We start from the raw sequence: 24126 nt of genomic DNA on the forward strand, positions 1-24126 counted from the left end.
GACGATGTCGGGGGCCTTCACGCGGGCCTCGTCGGCCTCCTGGTCGGTGAGCTGGAGCTGGCTCTGGCGCTCCGCCTCGACGCGACGGAGGTAGTGGTCGACCTCGTCGGCGGTGCGGGCGTCGTCCCAGCCGAGCTCGGCGGCCATCAGCGTGGCGACACCGGAGGCGGCGCGGGTGCCCCGGTCGAAGGTCTCGATGGAGATGCGGGTGCGGCGGGTGAGGACGTCGTCGAGGTGGCGGGCGCCCTCGTGGGTGACGGCGTACACGACCTCGGCCGCGAGGTGCTCGTCCGCAGCCTCGAGCGGCTGCCCGAGCTCCGGCCGCTCGGCGACCAGCGCGAGCAGGTCGTCGACGAGCGCGCCGTACCGTCCCAGCAGCGCGTCGATCCGCGCGACGTGCAGCCCGGACCGCCGCGCGAGCAGCACCCGCTGGTTGGTCCGCGCCTCCCAGCCGTCGGCGCCGAGCAACGGGACGCGGTCGGTGATCGAGGGCCGCACCGCCAGGTTGCCGGTGGTGCGCAGCGAGTGGGCGGCGGCGTCGACGGCGTCCTGCGCCATGACGCGGTACGTCGTCAGCTTGCCGCCGGCGATCATCACCAGCCCCGGGACGGGCGTGACCACGGTGTGCTCGCGCGAGATCTTCGAGGTCGTCTCCGACTCCCCGCGGAGGAGCGGCCGCAGGCCGGCGTACACCCCCTCGACGTCGTCGTGGTCGAGCGGCTCGCGCAGGATCGCGTTGACCCGGTCGAGGACGTACTCGATGTCGGTGCGGCTCGCGGCCGGGTGGGCCTTGTCGAGGTCCCAGGCGGTGTCGGTGGTGCCGATGACCCAGTGCCGGCCCCACGGGATGACGAACAGCACCGAGGTCTCGGTGCGGACGATGAACCCGGCCTCGGAGCGGATGCGGTCGCGCGGCACGACGAGGTGGATGCCCTTCGAGGCCTGGACGTGCAGCGCACCGCGGCCGCCGACCATCTCCTGCACCTCGTCGGTCCAGACGCCGGCGGCGTTGACGACCGCCCTCGCCCGGACCTCGAGCTCGCGGCCGGTCTCGAGGTCGGTCGCGCGGACCCCGACGACCCGCTCGCCCTCGCGGAGGAAGCCGGTCACCTTGGTGCGCGTCGCGACGGCCGCTCCGTGGGCGGCCGCCGTCCGGGCGAGGGTGAGCACCAGCCGGGCGTCGTCGACCTGGCAGTCGAAGTACCGGATCGCGCCGGTGACGGTCTCGGCGCGGAAGTCCGGCGCCATCCGGGCGACCTGCCGCCGGGTGAGGTGCCGGTGCCGCGGCAGGCCGGCGCCGCCGGGCGCGAGCGCCGCCATGCCGTCGTACAGCGCGAGCCCCGCGCCGACGTACGGCCGCTCCCAGCCACGGTGGGTCAGCGGGTAGAGGAACGGCACCGGCCGGACCAGGTGCGGCGCGAGCCGGGTGAGCAACAGCCCCCGCTCGTGCAGCGCCTCGCGGACGAGCCCGAAGTCGAGCATCTCGAGGTAGCGCAGGCCGCCGTGCACGAGCTTCGAGGAGCGGCTGCTGGTCCCGCTCGCGAGGTCCCGCTGCTCGACCAGGGCGGTGGAGAGACCGCGGGTGACGGCGTCCAGGGCGACCCCGGCGCCGACGACACCGCCCCCGACCACGAGCACGTCGAGCTCGTGGTCGGGGGCGGCCAGCCGGTCGAGGGCCGCCTCGCGGGCGGCGGGGCCCAGCGCGCTCGGGTCGGGACGGACGGGCGCGCCGGGCGAGCTCATGGCTCCAGTGTGGCCGACGGCTCGTGACTGACCTGGTCCCAGGTGAAGCGGTAGGTCGCTCCGCCCTCGGGAACCACGAGCACCAGGTTGTCGCCGCCGGCCGCTCCGCCCGCGCCGTAGTTCTCGTCCCAGGATCCGTCGACCGCGATCTTCCACTCGTAGCTGCCGGCAGGCAGCTCGAAGGTCGCGTGCCACCGGCCGTCGCTCGGGTCGAAGGCCAGCCGGCTCTCCTCGCACGCGGGGTCCCAGTCGGCGGCGCACCCGATCTCGTCCTGGAGGCTGCCGGCGACCGTCACGCTCTCGCGGGCCGGCGTCGGCGCCGCGGTCGTGACGGCGACGGGACCGCCGACGACCCGCGGCGTGCCGGGCTCGAGCAGCACGGCGCGGTAACGGACCCGCGTGCCGAGCGGCAGGCCGGAGACGTCGTCGCGGAAGGTGTACGCCGGCGAGCTGGTGTCGGTGCCGAGGACCTGCCACGCGCCGTCCCCGACGCGCCGCTCGAACCGCACCGACTGGCCCGGCCGCTCCGGGTCGACCGTCGCGGTGACCGTGACCGGGTCGACGTTGCTCACCGTGCCGTCCTCGCCCGAGGTCGTGACGTCGACCGTCGGCGGCGCCACCCGGGTCGTGCGGACCGCGCTGGTCCGGCTGTGGCCGCGGTTGTCGAGGACGGCCGCGCGGTAGGTCACCTTCGTGCCCGTGGCGAGGTCGCGGGTGTCGTGGAAGACGCGGTAGGGCGCGGAGTCGTCGGTGCCGATGTCGCGCCAGCGCCCCTTCCCGACCTTCGCCTGGAAGGTCACCTCGTAGAAGGAGTCGCCGCCGACCTTCGCGGTCACCTTCGTGCGGCTGCGGGCGACCTTCGTCGGCGCGGGCTCCACCAGGCGCATCGACGGCGCCTTGCGCGAGGCCGGGATGCGCTCGCTCGAGGCGTAGACGACCGCGCCGAGCGCCGGCACGGCCACGCGGAGGTCGCCGTCACGGGCGCTGCGCAGGGTCGCCGGGCCCTCCCCGTGGATCTTCCGGAAGCGGCCGGCGCTGACCCACGTCGGCACCCGGACGGACCGGCGCTGCTCGGCGGTGTTGAGGACGACGACGTGCTCCCGCTGCTGGCGGCGGTCGATGCGCGAGAAGGCGACGACGTCCTCGTCGGCCACGCGCACCTGCTGGGCGCCGCGGCGCAGGGCCGGGTGCTGCTCGACCAGCCGGTCGAGGTCCGCGACCGCGCGGTAGAGCGGGTGGTCGGTGTCGAAGCTGTCAGTGGCCGGGGTCTCCTCGGAGCCGAGCTGGTCGTCGTCGACGTACTCCGGCACCTGGCTGGCGAACATCGTCTGCCGGGCCAGCTGGTCGCCGCCGGTGCCGGTGAAGCCCTGCTCGTCGCCGTAGTAGACGACCGGGTTGCCGCGGGAGAGGTACATCAGCTCGTGCGCGAGCAGGTCGCGCCGCAGCATCTCCTCCGGCGTCCGCTCGGGGTCGTCGGCGGCGAGGAAGTGGCCGAACCGGCCCATGTCGTGGTTGCCGAGGAAGGTCGGCAGGGAGTGCACGTTGCTGTCGGCGTCGGTGTACCAGTCGTCGTCGCGGAAGAACCGCGCCAGCTTCCGGCCGCTCCCCTCCTTGGACACGAAGTCGCGCGCGGCCCACTGGAAGGGGAAGTCGAGGATCGCCTGCATCCCGTTGTGCGTCGTGTAGTGCGAGGTGAACGCCTTGGCCGCGGCGTCGCTGCCGTCGAGCGCGACCTCGCCGAACATGAAGAAGTCCGGCTTGCCGTGGCTGCGGGCGAAGTCGAGGATGCCTGGCCCGAACTCCTGCCAGAAGGCGTCGTCGACGTGCTTCATCGTGTCGATGCGGAAGCCGTCGATGCCGAAGTCCTCGACCCAGGTCCGGTAGATGTCGACCATCCCGTCGACCACCCGCGGGTGCTCGGTGAACAGGTCGTCGAGGCCGAAGAAGTCGCCGTACTGGCTGTCCTCGCCGGTGAAGGTCGTGTTGCCGCGGTTGTGGTAGAGCGTCGGGTCGTTGAGCCAGGCCGGGACCTTGAGGTCCTCCTCCCCCGGCTCGAGCACCGGCGTGTAGGGGAACGACGTGGCCGGGTCGAGCTCGGGGAACGTGCGCCCGCCGGTGTGGTCGCGGTCGTCGAACGGCGTGCCGTCGGCCGTGCGGTAGGGCTCGACGTCCTTGGGGACGTACGCCGTCCGCGCGCCCTCCTCGTAGCCGATGACGTCGGCGGTGTGGTTGGTGATGATGTCGAAGAAGACCTTGATGCCACGGTCGTGCGCGGCCTCGACGAGCTCGGTGAGGTCGGCGTTGGTGCCCAGGTGCGGGTCGATGCGGGTGAAGTCGGTGATCCAGTAGCCGTGGTAGCCGGCCGAGGGGCCGTCCTCGAGCTGGACCGCCTTGTTCTTGAACACCGGGGTCAGCCAGATCGCGTCGGTGCCGAGACCCTCGATGTAGTCCAGCTGCTCGCGCAGGCCGTCGAGGTCGCCGCCGTTGAAGTAGCCCTTCGCCGTCGGGTCGAAGCCGTGCTCGTCCTTGCCGCCGTCGATCCCGCCGGTGTCGTTGGCGGGGTCGCCGTTGGCGAACCGGTCGGCCATGACGAAGTAGAAGCTGTCGTCGGTGATCCCCGCCCGCAGCGCGGGCTGGGCGATGCCACGCCCGAGGTCGCGCCGGTCGCCCTCGGCCGGAGGAGCGGGGGCCGCGGAGACCGGCGCGGTCGGCCAGAGCAGCGCCAGCGCGGCGGCGCCGGCGACGAGGGTGGATGGGACGGTACGACGCACGACAGCCTCCCGAGTGATGGCGCTCACGCGAACTGGTGAGAGCCGGAACCCTAGGGCGGGCCGCCGACAGCCGACAACCACCAGGTGGGGGAAGGTCGCGGAGCCTCAGCCGCGGACCCGGGCGCCCAGCGAGGCCAGGTGGTCGTCGTGCATCGAGTGCCGCGCGCGGGTCGCCTCGACGAGCGCCGGGTCGAGCACGCCGACGGCCAGCCCCTCATCCTCACCGAGCCTCTCGAGCGGCCGGCCCTCGGGGTCGTAGACCGCCGAGCCGCCGATGAAGGAGCTGCCGCCGCACCGCCCGGTGAGACCGGAGAAGACGACGTAGAAGGAGTTCTCCACCGCCCGCGCGGCGTAGTAGAGGTCGCGCCGGTGCTCGCCACCCGGGAAGTACGCCGCGGAGCTGAGGTAGCCGAGCGCGCCGTCGACCGCCGCGGCCCGGGCGTGCTCGGGGAAGCAGCCGTCGTAGCAGATGCTCAGCCCCAGCTCGACGCCGTCGACGGTGATCGAGCAGCCGTGGTCGCCGGGCTCGAACCACGGGCGCTCGGAGCGGTCGACGTGCTGCTTGTCGTAGGGCACGGTCACCTCGCCGGTGGGGCGGACCACGACCGAGGACAACGTACGACGGTCCGCTCGCTGCAGGGCGGTCCCGGCGACGACGACGAGGTCGGCCGCCCGGGCGACCTCCCGGAGCGGGTCGAGCTCGGGGCCGGCCAGCCGCTCGGCGGTCGGGAGCGGGCCGTCGAACGCGGAGGCGTCGTACCCCGTCAGGAACGCCTCGGGCAGCACCAGCACCCGCACGCCGCGGTCGCCGGCGTCGGAGGCGAGCCGGACCGCGGTGGCGACGTTCGCGGCGAGGTCGCCGGCTGCCGCCTCGGCCTGCCCGGCGGCCACCAGCAGCGGGGCCGGCTGCCCGGTCATGCCCGGGCCGCCGCGACCGCCTCGGCGAGGCCGCGGGCGGCCAGCCGGTCGGCGCGCTCGTTGCCCTCGTCGCCGTTGTGGCCCTTGACCCAGTGCCACTCGACGTCGTGCTCGGCGCAGGCGGCGACGAGCCGGCGCCAGAGGTCGGCGTTCTTCACCGGCTCCTTGGCCTTGGTCTGCCAGCCGTTGCGCTGCCAGCCGATGACCCAGGAGGTGATGCCGTTCCGCACGTAGGTGCTGTCGGTGTAGAGGTGCACGATCGAGCGTCGCTTGAGGGCTTCGAGCGCCTCGATCGGCGCGGTGAGCTCCATCCGGTTGTTCGTGGTCTGCTCGGCCAGGCCGCCGCAGAGCTCCAGCTCGTGGACGCCCTGCCGCAGCAGCGCTCCCCAGCCACCGGGGCCCGGGTTGGGCACGCAGGCGCCGTCGGTGTGGATGGTGACGGGCTGCTCGCTCACGGGCCGAGGGTAGTCGGCGACCGGCGTCAGACGACGACGACCTCGACCCGCTGGAACTCCTTGACCTCGGTGTAGCCGGTCGTGGCCATGGAGCGCTTGAGCGCACCGATGAGGTTCATCGTGCCGTCGGCGACGCGGGAGGGGCCGAAGAGGATCTCCTCGAGCGTGCCGACGGTGTCGAGGTGGACGCGCTGGCCGCGCGGCAGGTCCGCGTGGTGGGCCTCGGTGCCCCAGTGGAAGCCGTGGCCGGGCGCGTCGGTGGCCCGCGCGAACGGCGACCCGACCATGACCGCGTCGGCGCCGCAGGCGATCGCCTTCGCCAGGTCGCCGGACTGGCCGATGGAGCCGTCGGCGATGACGTGGACGTAGCGGCCGCCGGACTCGTCGAGGTAGTCGCGGCGGGCCGCGGCCACGTCGGCCACGGCCGAGGCCATCGGCACGGCGACGCCCAGCACGGTGCGGGTCGTGTGGGCCGCGCCGCCGCCGAAGCCGACCAGCACGCCGGCCGCACCGGTGCGCATCAGGTGCAGCGCCGCCTGGTGGGTCGCGCAGCCGCCGACGATGACGGGGACGTCGAGCTCGTAGATGAACTCCTTGAGGTTCAGCGGCTCGGCCTGGGAGGAGACGTGCTCGGCCGAGACGGTCGTGCCGCGGATGACGAACATGTCGACGCCCGCGTCCACCACCGTCTTCGCGAACTCCTTGGTCCGCTGCGGGGACAGCGAGCCCGCGACGGTCACGCCGGCCTCGCGGACCTGGCGCAGCCGCTCGGTGATCAGCTCGGCCTTCACCGGCTCGGTGTAGATCTCCTGGAGGCGGCGGGTCGCGTCGTGCCCCTCGAGGCCGGCGACCTCCTCCAGCAGCGGCGCCGGGTCGTCGTACCGCGTCCAGATGCCCTCGAGGTTGAGCACGCCCAGCCCGCCGTGCCGGCCGAAGGCGATCGCGGTCTCCGGCGACATCACCGAGTCCATCGGCGCCGCGAGCACCGGGATGTCGAACCGGTAGGCGTCGATCTGCCAGTCGGTGCTGACCTCCTCGGGGTCGCGGGTGCGCCGGGAGGGCACGATCGCCACGTCGTCGAAGGAGTAGGCGCGCCGCGCCCGCTTGGCCCGGCCGATCTCGATCTCGGTCACCGTCGAACCCTACCGAGGAAGTCCGACAGCCCGGGCAACCGTTCGTCGGTGCCGCCCGGTAGAGGTGGTCATGGACACCCTGACCGGCGAGCGGTCGACGACCTCGGGAGCAGACGTGGGCGCACACCCCGGCGCAGCGCCGGACTTCGACGCGTTCGTCGCGGCCCGCTCGACCGACCTGCTGCGCACGGCGTACCTGCTGACCCGCGACGCCGCGCTGGCCGAGGACCTCCTGCAGACCGCGCTGACCAAGGCGTGGTTCGCGTGGTCGCGCATCGAGGGCAACCCCGAGCCCTACGTCCGCAGGATCCTCGTCAACACCTTCGCGTCGTGGTGGCGGCGCCGCTGGAACGGCGAGCACCCCTGGGCCGAGCCGCCGGAGCCGCCGCCGGCCACCGGCGGGGAGGCCGGGGTCGACCAGCGCCACGACCTGTGGGCGGCGATGGGCCGTCTGCCGCGCCGCCAGCGCGCCGTCGTGGTCCTGCGCTTCGTCGAGGACCTCTCCGAGGCCGAGACCGCGCGGCTGCTCGGCATCAGCACCGGCACCGTCAAGAGCCAGACCAGCAAGGCCCTGGCGAAGCTGCGGATCGACCCCGCGCTCGCCTCCCCGACCACCGCCCCTGCGAGCACCACGGAGGACCCGGCATGAGCACCCTGGACGACCTGCGCGCGACCCTGCTCGCCCACCGCGACGAGGTCGACGACCCTGACGCCCACCTGCGGTCGGCGGCCGTCCACCGGCGGGTCGAGGCGGTACGCCGTCGCCGCACCGCGGTCGCGTCCGTCGCGGCGGTCGTCGTGCTCGTCGGCGGCGTCGCGGGTGTCTCCGGCCTGCGCCCCTACCCGACGCCCGACGTCGCGGGGCCGGTCGTGCTGGGCCTGGACGTGCCGCAGGAGCTGCGCCTCGACGGGTTCCCCTACGAGCTGGTCGAGGCCGACGGCGTCACCCCGGGGGAACGGGTCGACCTGCCGGACGACCAGGAGCAGCGCGCCGTCACCCTGGTCGCCCGCGACCTCGGCTCCGGCACCGCGACCCTGCTCGCCGACGGCGAGCCGGTGGCGCGGGTCCTCGACGACGGGCTGTCCGCGCCGTCCCTGGTCCACGGCCCCGCCCGCCTCCAGGTCCGGCTCGACGGCGCCGCCGAGTCCGCCCGCGTGAGCGTCGCGCTCTACGCCGCGACCGGTGGGCTCGCGCCGGGCGTCACCGACGGCACCGCGGTCTTCCGCGACGACGTCGCGGGCGAGCCGTTGCTCGCGGGCGCCTTCTCCGAGCCCGGCGTGGCCGAGGTCGAGCTGACCGTGACCGGCGCGCTCGGAGACCTCCGGTTCACCCATCACTGCCGGGGCGCCGGCGACGACCCGGTGCTCCACATCGAGGTCGACGGCGAGGGCTGGAGCAGCGGCGGCTGCGACGACGGCCCGGACGCCGGCCGCGGCGGCACCTGGGCCCACACCGACGACCGGCCCGCGGAGCACACCGTGCGCGCGTGGGTGACCGACGGGGCCGACGGCCCGCTGGTCGGGTCCGCCGACGTGGTGGTCGGCCTGGCGGCGTACGAGCGTCGTCCGGCGGAGGTGCGTGCGCTCGGCGGGGAGGTCGCCGAGGTCGTCGAGCACGACGGACGCCGCTGGGGCCTCGCCGAGGTGGTCCGCCAGCCCGAGCCCGGCGAGCCGTTCACCACCGAGGTCGAGGCCGACGAGGACGTCCTGCTGGGTCTCGTCTCGCAGGGCGACCGGGTCCACCTGAGGTGGTCGGGCGGGCGCGACCGCGGCGAGTCCACCCGCTACACCGGCGAGGGGTCCGTCGGTCCGGGCACGGGTGTCGACACGCTGCTGCTGGCCGGCGAGCGGTACGACGTGGCCGTCCGCAGCGACGGCGACGCGCCGTTCCGCGCCGCCGTGCTGGTCTACCGACCGTTGTAGTTGGGCGCCTCGGCGGTCATCTGCACGTCGTGCGGGTGGCTCTCCTTGAGCGAGGCCGAGGTGATCCGCACGAACTTGCCCTTCTCCTGCAGCTCGGGCACCGTCCGGGCGCCGATGTAGAACATCGACTGGGCCAGGCCGCCGATCAGCTGGTGGGCGACGGCGGCCAGCGGGCCGCGGTAGGCGACCTGGCCCTCGACGCCCTCCGGCACGATCAGGTCGTCGCTGACGACCTCGGCCTGGAAGTAACGGTCCTTGGAGTAGGACTTCTTGCCACGGCTGCTCATCGCGGCGAGCGAGCCCATGCCGCGGTAGGCTTTGTACTGCTTGCCGTTGACGAAGATCAGCTCGCCCGGCGACTCGTCGCACCCGGCCAGCAGCGACCCGATCATCACGCTGTCGGCGCCGGCGACGAGCGCCTTGGCGATGTCGCCGGACTGCTGGAGGCCGCCGTCGGCGATGACCGGCACACCGGCCGGCCGGCACGCCAGCGACGCCTCGTAGACCGCGGTGACCTGCGGTACGCCGGCGCCGGTCACGACCCGCGTCGTGCAGATCGAGCCGGGGCCGAAGCCGACCTTGACCGCGTCCGCGCCCGCGTCGACGAACGCCTGCGCGCCGTCCCGCGTGGCGACGTTGCCGCCGATGACCTGCACGTGCTTGGTCGCGGGGTCGGTCTTGAGCCGGCGGACCATGTCGAGCAGCAGCCGGACGTGCCCGTGCGCGGTGTCCGCGACCAGCACGTCGACGCCGGCGTCGATCAGCGTCGTCGCCCGCTCCCAGGCGTCACCGAAGTAGCCGATCGCCGCGCCCACCATCAGCCGGCCCGAGGCGTCGTTCGACGCGTGCGGGAACTGCTCGGACTTCACGAAGTCCTTGACCGTGATCAGCCCGACCAGGCGGCCCTGGTCGTCGACCAGCGGCAGCCGCTCCTTCTTGTGCCGGCGCAGCAGCACCGTCGCGTCCTCACGCGAGATGCCGGCCGGACCGGTCACCAGGCCCTCGGTCGTCATGACCTCGTCGACCTTCGTCGTGGCCCACTCCGCGACCGGGGTGAACCGCAGGTCGCGGTTGGTGATGATGCCCAGCAGCCGCTGGTCGCCGTCGACCACCGGGAAGCCCGACACGCGGTACTCCCCCGCCAGCCGGTCCAGCTCCTCCAGCGTCGCGTCCGGGCCGATCGTCACCGGGTTGGAGATGATCCCCGTCTGGGTCCGCTTGACCAGGTCCACCTGGTAGGCCTGGTCCTCGATCGACAGGTTGCGGTGCAGCACGCCCAGGCCGCCCTGGCGCGCCATGGCGATCGCCATGCGCGACTCGGTGACGGTGTCCATCGCGGCGCTGACCAGGGGCACCCTGAGGCTGATCTCGCGGGTCAACCGGCTCGTCGTGTCGATGTCCGACGGCGCCAGGTCGGAGTACCCCGGCAGCAGCAGGACGTCGTCGTAGGTGAGACCGAGGGCGGCGAACTTGTCCGGGAGCTCCACCCCACCAGCCTACTGGCGCCCACCCGGCCGGCGGTCCCGACCGCGGCGACCGTGGCGGACACCACGCCTCCGGTCGAGCAGGGAGGCGCCCCGGCCCGGACGACGTCCCCCCGGGCCGCCGCCGAGCCGGAGGACGGGCCGCAGGACGGGTACGCCGCGCGGGTCGGGGCCGGAGGCGGACGACGGGCGGGCAGGCCCGGTCGTGGTTGGGTCTGGCGGGCCGGAGCGAGGAACGAGCGCAGGCCTGGTAGACCGGGCCTGCCGTCCGGCGGGAGCCGCAGGCCCCGACCCCACCCCCGGCGTACCCGCACCCACGGGTCGGCCGCAGTGCGACGTGGGAGCCACCAACCAGCCGGGGCAACCAGCCGCCTGGCCGGCCGGGTCAGGCGGGGAGGGGGCGGAGGTCGCGCACGGGGACGCGGACGGTGAGGACGTCGCCGGCGAGGCGGATCCGGCCCCGCATGCCGGCGGCGAGCACCATCGGGAGGACCGCCTGGTTGTCGGAGCGGGTGGTGAGGACGATCTCCTGCGCCCCCCGCGAGTGCGCGAGCCGGGCGACGTCGACGAGCAGCCGCGAACCGATGCCGCGACGCTGCCAGGCGGGGTCGACCCGCAGCACGACCGGCCGGGCAGCGGGGTCCTCGGTGAGGGACGCCTGCACCGTGGCCAGGCCCACGACGACGCCGTCGACCACCGCCGAGATCGAGTCGCCGTCGACGACGTGCTCGGGGGTGGTGCCACCGCCGAGCCGGCGGCCCGGCGACACCGCGATCGCGGAGTCCGTCCTCGTCCGCTGCAGGACGTCGCTCACGAGATCGGCCAGCGCCGACCCGCGGGCGTGCTCGGTGGCGGTGAACGCGGCGGTCCGACGTACCTGCACCTGCACGTCGCCCACCGTCAGCTCCATGACGTCCTGCGGCGGGCCGTCGGGGTCGACCGGGTCCGCCTCGGCGTCGAAGAGGACGGCGACCACCTCGGGGAAGGACATGGGCGAGGCGAGGATGGTGCGGGCGGCCTGGACGTAGCGCGTGGGCTGGTCGCCGAGCGCCGCCTCGGTGCACGACTGGACGACGACGTTCCGCCCCCCGGCACGCTCGACCAGGTGCGCGGTCCCGGAGGCGCCCCACCCGGCCGGCGTGCTGAGCACCAGCTCGTCGGTGACGGCCTCGATCCCCGGGAAGATCTGCAGGCCGAGGATGTTCACGCCCGCCCGCCCGCAGTGCTCGGCGAGCACCGCCAGCGCACCGGGTCGATCGGGAAGGGTCGTCCGCACTCGCCACAACATGCGGCCCAGCGTGGACGTCCGACGTTGCCCATCAGGGTCCGTGGTGTTTCGCCGGTGCTACGGCGGCCGCCCCCGAGCGGTCTGGGAACCTGGGCGCATGCTCGAGCGCCGGCACGCCCTGACCCAGCGGGTCGAGGGCGTGGTGGACACGCGGTGGACCGTCCCGCTGGCGGCGGCGCTCGCGTTCCTGCTGCGGCTGCCAGGGCTGACCCGCCCGCTGCGCGCCGACGAGGCGGGGTTCACGCTGGTCGCGCGGGGCTGGGACCCGCGACCCGACAGCGTGTACGGCGACCTCTTCGTCGACCGGCACCCGCTCGTCGTGGCGGTGTTCGGCCTCAGCGACCGCATCGGCGGCGAGCACGCGATCCGTCTGGTGGGCGCGCTCGCGTGCGCGCTCGCGGTGCTCGGCGCCGCGGCGGTCGCGCGCCGCGTCGGCAGCGAGCGCAGCGCCCGCTGGACGGCCGTCGCCGTGGCGGCGCTGCTGACCAACACCGTCATCGACGCGGTGGCCGTCAAGGGCGAGATCCTCGCGCTGCCGTTCCTGCTCGGGTCGATCCTGCTCTCGCTGGACGCGCTGGCCCGCCGCTCGGCCCCGCTCGCCGCGGGGGCCGGCCTGCTCGCGACCACCGCGCTCGGCATGAAGCAGAACCTCGTCGGCGCGCTCGTCTTCGGCGCCGTCCTCCTCCTGGCCGGCCACCTCGCCGGACGGGTCGACCGCCGCACGATGCTCCGGCTCGCCGCGGCCGCGGTCGCCGGCGCCGCCGTACCCGTCCTCGCGACCGTCCTCTGGGCACGGGCGGCGGGCGTGGACCTGGCCGAGGTCTGGTACGCCGTGTACGGCTTCCGGCTCGACGCCAACGACGTGCTGAGCGAGAGCTCCTCAGACGCGCCGGCCTCACGCGCGGTGACGCTCGCGTTCGCCGCGCTGGCGGCCGGCATGGTCGCGGTGGTCGGCGGGTTCCTCGTCCACGTCCGGCGCGAGTGGCGCGCCGACCCGGTGCTGACCGCGGCGACGCTGGCGATCGTGCTCGCCGACGGGGCCGCGCTGGTCATGGGCGGGAGCTACTGGCGCGACTACCTCTTCGGACTGGTGCCGGCGACCGCGTTGTGCGCCGCCCTGCTGGCCCGCCACCGGACCGGCCGCGGGCGGGCGATGCGCGCCGTGATCGGGCTCAGCGCGGTGTCCTCGCTGGTGTGCCTGCTGGGCTGGGTCGGCTGGAACGCGCTGGACTTCCAGGAGTTCGACGAGGCCGACACCGGCACCGCGGTCGCGGCGGTGGCCGAGCCCGGCGACACCCTGGTCGTCTTCGGCGGCCGCGCCGACCTCCAGCTGCGCAGCGGCCTGCCCACGCCGTACCCCCACCTGTGGAGCCTGCCGATGCGCACCCTCGACCGCGGCTACGACGACCTGCGCTCACTCGTGGCGGGACCGGACGCCCCGACCTGGCTGGTCCAGTGGGTGCCGTGGGGCGCCTGGGGAGCCCCTGGCGCCGAGGAGCTGTACGACGCCGTGCGGGCGCGCTACGAGCGGCACGGCACCGGCTGCTCGGACCGGCCGGTCTACCTGCTCAAGGGGCTGGACCGGCCGCCGCTCGAGCCGGCCTGCTGAACCACCCACGTGCCTCGTGCTGCCCAGCGTGCGACCCGCCGCACGCTCAGCAGCACGAGGCCGGTTCGGGGCGGAGGCGCGTCCCGGGAACGCCGAACGGCGCCGGCCCCCTGCTGGGGACCGGCGCCGGCCGGGTGGCGCTCGGGTGCTCGAGAGGAGCGGTGACTGGTCTCGACACGCGGTTCGGGCCTTCGCAGGCTCAGGCCGCGCTTGCTCGACCTTCGTGACCCCACGCCCGGTCCTCGTTCCTCGGACCGGGCTGGTCACTCAGTGGCCGTGGCCGTGACCGTGGCCGGCGGCCGCGGTCTCGTCCTCCTCCTCAGGCTTGTCGACGACGAGCGTCTCGGTCGTCAGCAGCATCGCGGCGATCGAGGTGGCGTTGACCAGCGCGGAGCGGGTGACCTTGACCGGGTCGAGGACGCCCTGGGCGACCAGGTCGCCGTACTCACCGGTGGCGGCGTTGTAGCCGTTGCCGACGCCGAGCTCGCGGACCTTGGTGGTGACGACGTAGCCGTTCTCGCCACCGTTCTCGGCGATCCAGCGCAGAGGCTCGTCGGCGGCCTTGCGGACGACGCGGACGCCGACGGCCTCGTCGCCGGTGAGGCCGAGGTCGCCCTCGAGGACGGAGACCGCGTGGATGATCGCGGAGCCGCCGCCGGGGACGATGCCCTCCTCGATCGCGGCGCGCGTCGCGGAGACGGCGTCCTCGATGCGGTGCTTCTTCTCCTTCAGCTCCACCTCGGTGGCGGCGCCGACCTTGATCACGCACACGCCGCCGGCCAGCTTCGCGAGGCGCTCCTGGAGCTTCTCGCGGTCCCAGTCGGAGTCGGTGGACTCGATCTCGGCCTTGATCTGGTTGACCCGGCCCTCGACCTCGGCGGCGTCACCGGCGCCGTCGACGATCGTGGTGTTGTCCTTGGTGATCACGACGCGGCGGGCCTGACCCAGCACCTCGAGGCCGACCTGGTCGAGCTTGAGGCCGACCTCGGGCGCGACGACCTGACCGCCGGTCAGGGTCGCGATGTCCTGCATCATCGCCTTGCGGCGGTCGCCGAACGCCGGGCTCTTGACCGCGACGGCGTTGAACGTGCCGCGGATCTTGTTGACGACCAGGGTCGAGAGCGCCTCGCCCTCGACGTCCTCGGCGAGGATGAACAGCGGCTTGCCGGCCTGGATGACCTTCTCCAGCAGCGGGAGCAGCTCGGAGACGGACGAGATCTTCCCCTGGTGCAGCAGGATGTAGGGGTCGTCGAGGACGGCCTCCATCCGCTCGGGGTCGGTCACGAAGTACTGGCTGATGTAGCCCTTGTCGAACTGCATGCCCTCGGTGAAGTCGAGCTCGGTGCCCATGGTGTTGGACTCCTCGACGGTGATGACACCGTCCTTGCCGACCTTGTCGAAGGCCTGCGCGAGCAGGTCGCCGATGTGGCTGTCGCGCGAGGAGATCGTGGCCACCGAGGCCATGTCCTCGCGGGTCTCGACCTCGCGGGCGGCGTCGCGCAGCGCGTTGCCGACGGCCTCGGCAGCGGCGTCCATGCCGCGCTTGAGGCCCATCGGGTTCGCGCCGGCCGCGACGGCCTTGAGACCCTCGTGGACCATCGCCTGGGCCAGGACCGTCGCGGTGGTGGTGCCGTCACCGGCGACGTCGTTCGTCTTGGTGGCGACCTCCTTGGTGAGCTGGGCGCCGAGGTTCTCGAACGGGTCGTCCAGCTCGATCTCACGGGCGACGGTCACGCCGTCGTTGGTGATCGTCGGGGCGCCCCACTTCTTGTCGAGGACGACGTAGCGGCCCTTGGGGCCGAGTGTCACCTTGACGGCGTTGGCGAGCGCGTCGACGCCGCGCTCGAGCGCGCGGCGGGCGTTCTCGTCGAACTCCAGGATCTTGGGCATGACTCTCCTAGCAGGTGGTGCGGGAAAGAGGACCGGGTCGTGTGCCGTCGGACGCGCCGAAGCGCGTCGTCAGGCACACGACCCGGGAGAGATCAGGAAACGATCGCGAGGACGTCGCGGGCGGAGAGGATCAGGAACTCCTCGCCGGAGTACTTGACCTCGGTGCCGCCGTACTTGCTGTAGATGACCTTGTCGCCCACGGAGATGTCCATGGGGACGCGCTCGTCGCCGTCGTCGTTGAAGCGGCCCGGGCCCACGGCCACGACCTCGCCCTCCTGGGGCTTCTCCTTGGCGGTGTCCGGGATGACCAGGCCGGAGGCCGTGGTCTGCTCGGCGTCGAGCGGCTTGACGACGATGCGGTCCTCGAGGGGCTTGATGTTGACCGACACGATGTCGACCTCCACTTTCAAACTCAGGTGTCTCAGGTGGGTGGTGCACGTCTGGTGCCTGCGGTCCCTCGCACGCCGTCGCGGGGGTCGTGCGTGGTGCGCAAGCGCTGGCACACTCACGGGGAGAGTGCCAGGACAGAAACTAGCACTCACCTCGCGCGAGTGCCAGGGACCCCTGCCCTGCGAGGATCCGACTGTGGACCTCGACGCCTTCCGCTGGCTGCTGACCGACGCCGGGCAGCGCCTGCTCGACCGGGCCGGCGGGCTGGTCGACGTCGACCCGCTGCTCGCGCAGACCACCCTGCGGCGCGAGGCCGACGCCGAGCACGCGGCCGCCGCGCTCACCCAGGCCCGGCTGCGGGTGCGGGCCGAGGCGAAGTTCGGCGACCTGGCCGCGCGGATGTACTTCACCCCCGACGGCCTCGAGCAGGCCACCCGGCTCGCCGTCGCCACCCACCGCGCCGCCCGGCTCCAGGCGTACGCCGCGCGGACGCTCGTCGACCTCGGCTGCGGCGTGGGCGGGGACCTGGTCGCCGCGGCCCGGGCCGGCCTGACGTGCGCCGGCGTCGACCTCGACCCGGTCCGGGTCGCGGTGGCCGAGGCCAACCTCGCCGCGCTCGACCTGCCCGGCGCGGTGGTGGTCGCGGACGCGACGACCGTCGACCCCTTCCCCTTCGACGTGGCGTTCGCCGACCCGGCCCGCCGGGGCGCGCGCGGCCGCACGTTCGACGTCGACGACTGGACGCCGCCGTGGTCGTTCGTCGAGCGGCTCCTGCGCCGCGACTCCTGCGTCAAGGTCGCCCCCGGGATCCCGCACGACCTGGTCCCGGCCGGCGTCGAGGCCGAGTGGGTCAGCGACCGCGGCGAGGTGAAGGAGGCGGCGCTGTGGTCCGGCGGGCTGGCCACGACCGCCCGCCGCGCGACGGTGATCGGGGACGGCGGCCTCGCCACGGTCACCGACGAGGACGCGCCCGCGCTGGGCGACGGCGTCGACGTGCGCCCGGTGGGCCAGTACCTCTACGAGCCCGACGGGGCGGTCGTCCGCGCCGGGCTGGTCACCGCCGTCGCGGCGGCCGTGCAGGGCGGGCTCGTCGACGAGCACATCGCCTACGTCACCGGCGACGCGGCGCACCGCTCGCCGCTCGCCCGCGGCTACGAGGTGCTCGAGGAGCTGCCGTACCGCGAGAAGGCGCTGCGAGCCGCGCTGCGCGAGCGACGCATCGGCACGCTGACGATCAAGAAGCGCGGCGTGGACGTCGTGCCCGAGCAGCTGCGCAAGCGGCTGTCGCTCGGCGGCGACGAGGAGGGCACGCTCGTGCTCACGCGCGTCGCCGGCGCCGGCACCGCGCTGCTCGTCCGGCCGCTGGCCTGACGCGAGCGAGCCTCAGACGGTCGTGAGGCCGTCGGTCTGACCGCCGTCGGTGGCGCCGCCCGGCGCCGCGGAGCCGGCCAGGTGCACCCGGGCGAAGGGGTGGCCGCGCAGCGGCACGGCCAGGAGCTCCCAGACCTCCGCGACGAGGCCCGCGCCGGCACCACGCGCCTCCAGCACGCGCGTGAGCCAGTCGCGCACCTCGACCATGATCGTCTCGTCGCCGGTGACGAGCGAGGCGGCCAGGCAGCCGAGCACGTGGTCGACCAGGTCCTCCAGCTCCGCCCACCAGCGCGCCCGGCGCGGAGCGGGGTGGCGGGCGGCGAGGGCGCGCAGGACGTACGGCGTGATCTCGTGACGGAAGTCGGTCAGCCAGGCCGCCTCGAGGTCGGCCGGGACCGGCGGCTCGGGTGTGGCCGGAGGCAGCCGGCGCGGCAGCTGCTCGAGCAGGGTGAGGACGTCGCCGACCGACGCGGCGTACGCCGCCGCGCCGATCGCCGTGGCGCGTTGCGGGTCGCCGCCGAAGGCCGCGCCGACGGCGATGACCGGGATGCCGGTCGCGCGGACGTGGCCGAGCAGCGGCTTGAGCCGCGCCAGGGACGACGTGCGGGCGACGCTGACCAGCAGGGCACGGGGCTTGCGGGTGAGCACCTGGCGCAGGAGGTCTTCGGCGGCGGCGTCACCGCCGGCGAAGGTGGTGCGGTAGCCGGCGGCGCCCAGCGCCTCGGCGAGCACCAGCGCCGGCAGCTCCTCGCGCTCGACGGTCGCGACCACGACGAGCGGGTGGTCCGAGGACGGCGGCGGGCTGAAGGAGCACAGCCAGTGGACGAGCCCCTCGTTGATCGAGGTGGCGAGCTGCTGCTGGGCGGCGCTCCACTCCCCCGCCAGCCACAGGCCGGACACCCGCTCCTGGGCGGGGACGAGGACCTCGTCGATGATCTCGAGGTGGGTCCGGCCGTCCTCGTGCATCCGCTTGACGGCCTCGAGCGCGCTCGCCCGGTCACCGTTCCGCAGGGCCACCCAGTACTGCTCCCGAGGTGTGTCCACACGTCCCGATTCCCCCGGACCGGGGGCGCTCATGCTTGGAGCGATCCAACGCCGGCCCCGGGGTGGTCCTCCGGGGCCGGCGTCGGGTCGGGCCGGGTGTGCGGGGCGGGTCAGGCGCCGAGGGCCTGCTTCTCCGCACCGATGGTGGTGTCGTCGCCGTGGCCGGTGTGGACGATCGTCTCGTCGGGCAGCGCGAAGAGCTTCGCGCGGATCGACGCCTCGAGCGTGGGCCGGTCGCTGAACGAGCGGCCGGTCGCGCCGGGCCCGCCGTTGAACAGCGTGTCCCCGGTGAAGACGCACCCGAGGTCCGGGGCTGCGAAGCAGATTGCACCGGGCGCGTGGCCGGGGGTGTGCAGCGCCCGCAGCGTCGTGCCGCCGACGGAGATCTCGAAGCCGTCGGCGAGGTCGACGTCCCACAGCCGGTCGGTGTGGGTGAGCTCCCACAGCGGCCGCTCGTCGGGGTGCAGCAGGATCGGCGCGCCCGACCCGCCGTTGACCCGCTCGCGCAGCTCCGGGGCCACCCGGCAGTGGTCGTCGTGGGCGTGGGTCAGCAGGATCGCCTTGACCGTGCGGTCGCCGACCACGTCGAGGATCGCGTCGACCGAGTGCGGGGCGTCGATGACGACGCACTCGGTGTCGTCGCCGACGACCCAGATGTTGTTGTCGACGTCGAAGGTCTCGCCGTCGAGGCTGAAGGTGCCGCTGACGACCGCGTGGTCGACCCGCACGCTCACAGGACCACCACCGAGCGGAGCACGTTGCCGTGGTGCATCTTCTCGAAGGCCGCCTCGACGTCGTCGATGCCGATCTCCTCGGTCACGAACGCATCCAGGTCGAGCCGGCCCTGCTGGTAGAGGTCGACGAGCATCGGGAAGTCGCGGGTCGGCAGGCAGTCGCCGTACCAGCTGGACTTCAGCGAGCCGCCGCGGCCGAAGACGTCGATCAGCGGCAGCTGCGGCACCTTCATGTCGGGGGTCGGCACGCCGACCAGGACGACGGTGCCGGCGAGGTCGCGGGCGTAGAACGCCTGCTCCCAGGTCTCCGGACGGCCCACGGCCTCGATGACGACGTCGGCGCCCTCCGCGCCGTCGTACACCTCGCCGCAGATCTCCTTGACCCGCGCGACGACGTCCTCCTTCGAGGAGTCGATCGTGTGGGTGGCGCCGAGCTTCTGGGCGGCCTCGAGCTTCTGGGCGTCGATGTCGACGGCGATGATCGGGCTGGCGCCGGCCAGCGCGGAGCCGGCGATCGCGGCGACGCCGACGCCGCCGCAGCCGATGACCGCGACGGACTTGCCCCGGGTGACCGCGCCGGTGTTGATCGCCGCGCCGATGCCGGCCATCACGCCGCAGCCGAGCAGGCCGACGGCGGCGGGGCGGGCCGACGGGTCGACCTTCGTGCACTGCCCGGCGGCGACCAGCGTCTTCTCCGCGAACGCGCCGATGCCCAGCGCCGGGGACAGCTCGGTGCCGTCCTCGAGGGTCATCTTCTGCTTCGCGTTGTGGGTGTTGAAGCAGTACTGCAGCTCGCCGCGCTTGCACGCCCGGCACTCACCGCACACCGCGCGCCAGTTGAGGACGACGAAGTCGCCCGGCGCCACGCCGGTCACGCCCTCGCCGACCGCCTCGACGATCCCCGACGCCTCGTGACCGAGCAGGAACGGGAACTCGTCGTTGATCCCGCCCTGCCGGTAGTGCAGGTCGGTGTGGCAGACCCCGCAGGCCTGGATCTTCACGACCGCCTCGCCCGGGCCCGGGTCCGGCACGTTGATCGTGACCACCTCGACGGGCGCTCCCTCGGCTCGTGCGACGACCGCCTTGACCTGCTGCATGTGCTGCTCCTGCTCCTTCGTGGGGTTGGTCCGTGGCCACCCTAGGACCGCGGCTGCAACCATCCGTCGGCGCTTCGCGTCCTGAGGGCAGGAGACGAAGGACGGAGGGCGCATGCCACCCACCCGGGAGCTGCCCGCGGCGACCGACGCCGACACTGGGCACATGACCGACCGCGGGGCGACGCGCGAGGCGACCCGCGACGCCGAGCTGACCGCGTGGCTCGTGGCGCGGCAGCCCGCGCTGCTGCGCACGGCGTACCTCCTCACCGGCGATCGGCACGCCGCCGAGGACCTGCTGCAGACGTCCCTGGCCAAGCTGTACCTGTCCTGGGACAAGATCCGCGACCGCGGCGCGATCGACGCCTACGCCCGCCGGATCCTCGTCAACGAGCACACCTCGCTGTGGCGACGCGGCTGGAAGCGGCGCGAGCACGCCACCGACATGGTGCCCGAGCCGGAGCCGGTGCTGGAGTCGTACGACGACGGCACGGCCGCACAGGTCTGGGAGCTCGTCCAGGGCCTCCCGCGCCGGGCGCGCGCCGTCGTCGTCCTGCGCTACTACGAGCAGCTGACCGAGGCCGAGACCGCCGACGTGCTCGGCATCTCCGTCGGCACCGTCAAGTCCCAGTGCAGCCGGGCGCTCGCCGCGCTGCGCGAGCGCACCCCGTCCCACCTGGCCCCGAGCCCGGACCCGACCTCCCGGGAGGAGGAGCGATGACCGACCGCACCGAGGAGCGCCTCGAGCAGGGCCTCCGCTCCCGCGCCGACGCCCTGACCGAGGCGCCGCTGACGCTCGCCGACGTCAAGGCCACCGCCCGCACGATCCGCCGCCGGCGACGCTCCGCGGGCGCCGGCGTCGCCGCCGCCCTCGTCGCGGCGGTCCTGCTGCCCCTCGGCCTGGGCCTCGGCGACGGCGACGACACCGCCGTCGTACCGGCTCCGCAGCCCGCCGTGGCGCCTGCGGGGTGGCTCACGGACGGGACCGTGCACCTGCTCGACGGCACCGAGGTCCCCCTCGGCGGCGTCTCCGAGGTCCGGGCATGGGCGCCGCTGGTCGAGGGGTACGTCGCCGCCGGCATGCGCCAGGGCCGGCCGGTCGTGTCGTTCCACGACCGCGGCGGCGCGCTCGAGACGACGTGGCCGGTCTCGGACGCCGGCTCGTTCGTGGTCGACGACGACGGCCGGCACGTGGCCTGGGTCCTCGACACCGGCGAACCGGTGCTCCTCGACGGCGCGTCCGGGGAGATCGAGCGGCTGTCGTCGGACGGCCTCGGCCGGAGGCCGCGCCTGGTCGGCATCACCGGGAGCTGCCCGGACGAGTGCGGGGTGGTCCTGGCCGGCGGGTCCGGGTCGACGTACCTCGTGTCCCGCGACGGGGCGGTCGAGCCGTTCCTGCCCGGCGTCCCGCAGGTCCTCGCGCTCGCCCCGGACGACTCGCTCGTCGCCGGCCTCACCGGCCCGGCGCCGGACGACATCCACGCCTGTGGGGGCGTCTGGCTCGCGAGCAGCGGTGGGTCCACCGAGCCGGCGTGGGAGGACTGCGTCGACAACCTCTACCGGTTCTCCCCCGACGGTCGCCACGTCGCGACGAGCTTCGCCGAGGGCGCTGGGATGCGGGAGCTGCGGCTCAAGGACGCCGCGACGGGGGTGCTGCTGCACGAGATGCCGATCGCCGACGCGCTGGACCGGGTGGTGTGGGCCGACGAGCAGCACGTCCTGGTCGCCGTGCTGCGGGACGGGCGCTGGTCGGTCGTCCGGATCGGAGTCGACGGGCAGGAGGAGGTCCTCGGTCGGCCGCTTCCGCCGGTGCCGGGCGACATCGCGGAGGTGTCCTCGCCGTACCTCCTGCCGACCGGACCCTGACGTCCCCCCGCGCCCCTGGTGTTCCCCTGGTGTTCCCCCGGGATGCGCGGAAAGGAGAGGCGCGGCGTCGGCGCGCAGCACTACGTTGTTGGCCGTGTTCAGCGCGCTCGGCAGACTCGCCTCCCGTCGTCCCTGGTTCGTGATCGCCGCCTGGGTGGTGCTCGCCGTCGCCGTCGTCTCCCTGGCGCCGACGCTCGAGACCACGCAGGAGGAGTCGGAGTTCCTGCCCGACCACTACGAGTCGATCAAGGCGGTGGAGCTGCAGGAGGAGAAGTTCCCGGGCGCGACGTCGCCCGCCGCGCTACTGGTCTTCCAGCGTGAGGGCGGTGGGCAGCTGACCGCCGAGGACCAGGCGGCCGCCGGGCGGATCGCCGAGGAGCTCGGGCCGCGGCTCGGCGCGGAGACGTTCGTCCAGCAGGTCGTGGTCGTCGGTCCGGACGGCGAGCCCAACGTCTCCGAGGACGGCGAGCTGCTGCTCGGGATCGTCGGCCTGGCCGAGGATGCGACCGGCTTCGACCCCGCCGCGTTCGAGGACGCCGAGGAGCTGCGGACCGACCTCGCCGAGCTCGCCGACGGCACCGGCCTGGAGGTCACCACGACCGGCTCCGTGCCGCAGGGCCTGGACTCCCAGGAGTCGGGCGAGCGCGCGCTCGCGATCGTCGGCATCGCGACCATCGTGCTCATCGTCGCGCTGCTCGCGATCATCTTCCGCAGCGTGATCATCTGCCTGCTGCCGATCGTTGTCGTGACGCTCGTGTCGATGGTGGCCACCGGCCTGATCGGCTGGGCCAACGAGGCCTTCGACCTCAAGGCCGACGCCTCGATCGAGACGATCCTGGTCGTCGTCCTCTACGGCATCGGCACCGACTACATCCTGTTCTTCCTCTTCCGCTACCGCGAGCGCCTGCGCCAGGGCGCCGACACCCGGGCCGCCGTCGTGCACGCGCTGGAGCGGGCCGGCGAGGCGATCGCCTCCGCCGGCGGCGCGGTCATCGTCGCGTTCCTCGCGCTGCTGCTCAGCTCGCTCGGGGTCTTCCAGGCGATCGGCCCCGCGCTGGCGATCGCCGTCGCGGTCACCCTGGTCGCCGCCCTCACCCTCGTGCCGGCCGTCGTCACGGTCCTCGGGCGCGCGCTCTTCTGGCCGTCGAGGAAGTGGCGCGAGGAGCCGGAGGCGGCCCGCTTCGCCCGCGCCGGCACGAGCCTGGGCCGGCGGCCGGGCTCCTTCGCGCTCGGGTCGGGCGCGGTGCTGGCGGCGCTCGCGGTCTTCGCGTTCGGGTTCAACCCGTCGTTCGACTTCAACTCCAGCCTCCCCGACGACGTCGAGTCGACCCAGGCGCTGGAGACGTTCCAGGACCACTTCGCCGCCGGTGCGAGCGAGCCGGTGCCGGTGCTGCTGCAGTCCTCCGACGGACAGCTGGCGCCGGACGCGCTCGAGCAGTTCCGCACCGACCTCGAGGGGGCCGAGGGCGTCGCACAGGTCTACCCGGGCACGCCGTCGGAGGACGGCACGACCGCGCAGTTCATGATGGTGCTCGACAACGACCCCGTCTCCGACGCGGCGCTCCAGGACGTCAAGGGCCCCATCCGCGACCAGGCGCACGAGTCCGCACCCGAGGGCACCGAGGCGTTCGTCGGCGGCACGCCGGGCATCTTCGCCGACCTCCAGGACGCGATGGTCCGCGACTACACGGTCGTCTTCCCGGTCGCGGCGCTCGTCATCATGCTGATCCTCGCCCTGCTGCTGCGCAGCCTGGTCGCCCCGCTGTACCTCATGGCCGCGGTCGGGCTGAGCTTCGCGGCGACCCTCGGTGCGACGGTCATCGTCTTCCAGCACCTCGGCGGCGAGAGCGGCCTGATCTTCATGCTGCCGATCTACATCTACCTGTTCGTCACCGCGCTCGGCACCGACTACAACATCTTGATGATCGCCCGCCTCCGCGAGGAGGCCCGCGAGGGCAAGGACCCCCGGGCGGCCGCGGCCGAGGCGCTCAAGCACGCCGGCCCGACCATCGCCGCCGCGGGCGTCATCCTCGCCGGAACGTTCGCCTCGCTGATGCTCAGTGGCAACAGCCTGATGATGTCGATGGGCTTCGCCCTGTCGTTCGGGATCATCATCGCGGCCTTCGTCATGTCGATGTTCTTCACCCCCGCCCTCACCGCGCTCATCGGGCACGCCGCTTGGTGGCCCGGCCACGCGGACGAGAAGCGCGGCCCCCGGTCGGGCTCGGGCTCGAGCTCCGACGCCGGCCCGTCCGACCGCGGCGCCGAGGTCTCGGCCGGCATGTAGCCGGCCGGAGCTCCGGCGTGCTCCGCGGGGTCTCGGGTGGGTGCTCGAGGCCGCCGCGGCACATGTAACGCACAGTTACACACTGTGTAGGCACGTTGCAGCGTGCCGACACAGCAGCGAACGGTC

The 24126-nt window shown here is 73.8% G+C and carries 19 protein-coding genes; 7 read left to right on the plus strand and 12 right to left on the minus strand.

The features are described 5' to 3' along the window. The 5 genes from G6553_RS16190 to G6553_RS16210 form a co-directional block, all read right to left on the minus strand. A partial coding sequence (locus G6553_RS16190; RefSeq protein WP_166195250.1) for a glycerol-3-phosphate dehydrogenase/oxidase occupies window positions 1–1743 on the minus strand: 1743 nt, incomplete at its 3' end. Then, window positions 1740–4514 carry an alpha-amylase family glycosyl hydrolase gene (locus G6553_RS16195; protein WP_166195253.1) on the minus strand — a complete coding sequence of 925 codons (2775 nt, stop codon included), beginning with the start codon at window positions 4512–4514 and terminating at the stop codon, window positions 1740–1742. The genes G6553_RS16190 and G6553_RS16195, both read right to left, overlap by 4 nt. 105 nt (window positions 4515–4619) lie before the next feature. Further along, window positions 4620–5432, minus strand: coding sequence for a carbon-nitrogen hydrolase family protein (locus tag G6553_RS16200; protein WP_166195256.1), 813 nt, complete (start codon window positions 5430–5432; stop codon window positions 4620–4622). Next, the gene (gene rnhA, locus G6553_RS16205) at window positions 5429–5887 is read right to left on the minus strand and encodes a ribonuclease HI (RefSeq protein ID WP_166195259.1); all 459 of its coding nucleotides are present in this window, start codon (window positions 5885–5887) and stop codon (window positions 5429–5431) included. Before rnhA ends, G6553_RS16200 begins: the two co-directional genes overlap by 4 nt. A 26-nt stretch (window positions 5888–5913) precedes the next feature. Beyond that, entirely contained in the window at window positions 5914–7020 is a 1107-nt protein-coding gene (locus G6553_RS16210) for a GuaB3 family IMP dehydrogenase-related protein (protein ID WP_166195261.1), read from the minus strand. Window positions 7021–7090: 70 nt separating this feature from the next. Between G6553_RS16210 and G6553_RS16215 the strand changes: the two genes are divergently transcribed. Beyond that, the gene (locus G6553_RS16215; RefSeq protein ID WP_166195264.1) at window positions 7091–7669 is read left to right on the plus strand and encodes a SigE family RNA polymerase sigma factor; all 579 of its coding nucleotides are present in this window, start codon (window positions 7091–7093) and stop codon (window positions 7667–7669) included. Beyond that, window positions 7666–8943 carry a hypothetical protein gene (locus G6553_RS16220; RefSeq protein WP_166195267.1) on the plus strand — a complete coding sequence of 426 codons (1278 nt, stop codon included), beginning with the start codon at window positions 7666–7668 and terminating at the stop codon, window positions 8941–8943. The genes G6553_RS16215 and G6553_RS16220 overlap by 4 nt, the downstream gene beginning before the upstream one ends. Here the strand turns inward: G6553_RS16220 and guaB are convergent. Further along, window positions 8928–10430: an IMP dehydrogenase gene (gene guaB / locus G6553_RS16225; protein ID WP_166195270.1), complete on the minus strand. Its 1503-nt coding sequence runs from the start codon at window positions 10428–10430 to the stop codon at window positions 8928–8930. The two genes, G6553_RS16220 and guaB, sit on opposite strands and share 16 nt — an antisense overlap. 382 nt (window positions 10431–10812) lie before the next feature. Beyond that, the gene (locus tag G6553_RS16230; protein ID WP_347565762.1) at window positions 10813–11703 is read right to left on the minus strand and encodes a GNAT family N-acetyltransferase; all 891 of its coding nucleotides are present in this window, start codon (window positions 11701–11703) and stop codon (window positions 10813–10815) included. Window positions 11704–11812: 109 nt separating this feature from the next. On the opposite strand from G6553_RS16230, the gene G6553_RS16235 reads away from it, so the two are divergent. Beyond that, window positions 11813–13324, plus strand: coding sequence for a glycosyltransferase family 39 protein (locus G6553_RS16235; protein ID WP_166195276.1), 1512 nt, complete (start codon window positions 11813–11815; stop codon window positions 13322–13324). 267 nt (window positions 13325–13591) lie between these two features. On the opposite strand, the gene groL is transcribed toward G6553_RS16235, so the two are convergent. Continuing rightward, a complete protein-coding gene (gene groL / locus G6553_RS16240; protein WP_166195279.1) occupies window positions 13592–15214 on the minus strand; it encodes a chaperonin GroEL in 1623 nt (540 codons plus the stop codon). A 92-nt stretch (window positions 15215–15306) separates the two neighbouring features. Continuing rightward, window positions 15307–15603, minus strand: a complete 297-nt coding sequence (gene groES, locus G6553_RS16245) for a co-chaperone GroES (RefSeq protein WP_166195350.1) — start codon at window positions 15601–15603, stop codon at window positions 15307–15309. Between the two features lie 196 nt (window positions 15604–15799). Here groES and G6553_RS16250 point away from each other — a divergent pair, with 196 nt between their 5' ends. After that, window positions 15800–16975, plus strand: a complete 1176-nt coding sequence (locus G6553_RS16250; protein ID WP_166195282.1) for a methyltransferase domain-containing protein — start codon at window positions 15800–15802, stop codon at window positions 16973–16975. A gap of 12 nt (window positions 16976–16987) precedes the next feature. Here G6553_RS16250 and G6553_RS16255 read toward each other — a convergent pair whose 3' ends face one another. The 3 genes from G6553_RS16255 to G6553_RS16265 form a co-directional block, all read right to left on the minus strand. After that, a complete protein-coding gene (locus G6553_RS16255) occupies window positions 16988–18052 on the minus strand; it encodes a B12-binding domain-containing protein (protein ID WP_278249622.1) in 1065 nt (354 codons plus the stop codon). Between the two features lie 77 nt (window positions 18053–18129). Next, window positions 18130–18753: an MBL fold metallo-hydrolase gene (locus G6553_RS16260; protein WP_166195288.1), complete on the minus strand. Its 624-nt coding sequence runs from the start codon at window positions 18751–18753 to the stop codon at window positions 18130–18132. Then, entirely contained in the window at window positions 18750–19850 is a 1101-nt protein-coding gene (locus G6553_RS16265) for an S-(hydroxymethyl)mycothiol dehydrogenase (protein ID WP_166195291.1), read from the minus strand. Before G6553_RS16265 ends, G6553_RS16260 begins: the two co-directional genes overlap by 4 nt. Window positions 19851–19962: 112 nt before the next feature. On the opposite strand from G6553_RS16265, the gene G6553_RS16270 reads away from it, so the two are divergent. The 3 genes from G6553_RS16270 to G6553_RS16280 all read left to right on the plus strand — a co-directional run bounded on the left by G6553_RS16270 (window position 19963) and on the right by G6553_RS16280 (window position 24000). Then, window positions 19963–20568, plus strand: coding sequence for a SigE family RNA polymerase sigma factor (locus G6553_RS16270; RefSeq protein WP_242680549.1), 606 nt, complete (start codon window positions 19963–19965; stop codon window positions 20566–20568). Next, window positions 20565–21713: a hypothetical protein gene (locus G6553_RS16275; RefSeq protein WP_166195294.1), complete on the plus strand. Its 1149-nt coding sequence runs from the start codon at window positions 20565–20567 to the stop codon at window positions 21711–21713. The genes G6553_RS16270 and G6553_RS16275 overlap by 4 nt, the downstream gene beginning before the upstream one ends. A 94-nt stretch (window positions 21714–21807) precedes the next feature. Continuing rightward, window positions 21808–24000: an MMPL family transporter gene (locus tag G6553_RS16280; RefSeq protein ID WP_166195297.1), complete on the plus strand. Its 2193-nt coding sequence runs from the start codon at window positions 21808–21810 to the stop codon at window positions 23998–24000. Window positions 24001–24126: the final 126 nt, after the last annotated feature.

Source organism: Nocardioides sp. IC4_145, from assembly GCF_011250565.1.
Lineage (GTDB): Bacteria > Actinomycetota > Actinomycetes > Propionibacteriales > Nocardioidaceae > Nocardioides.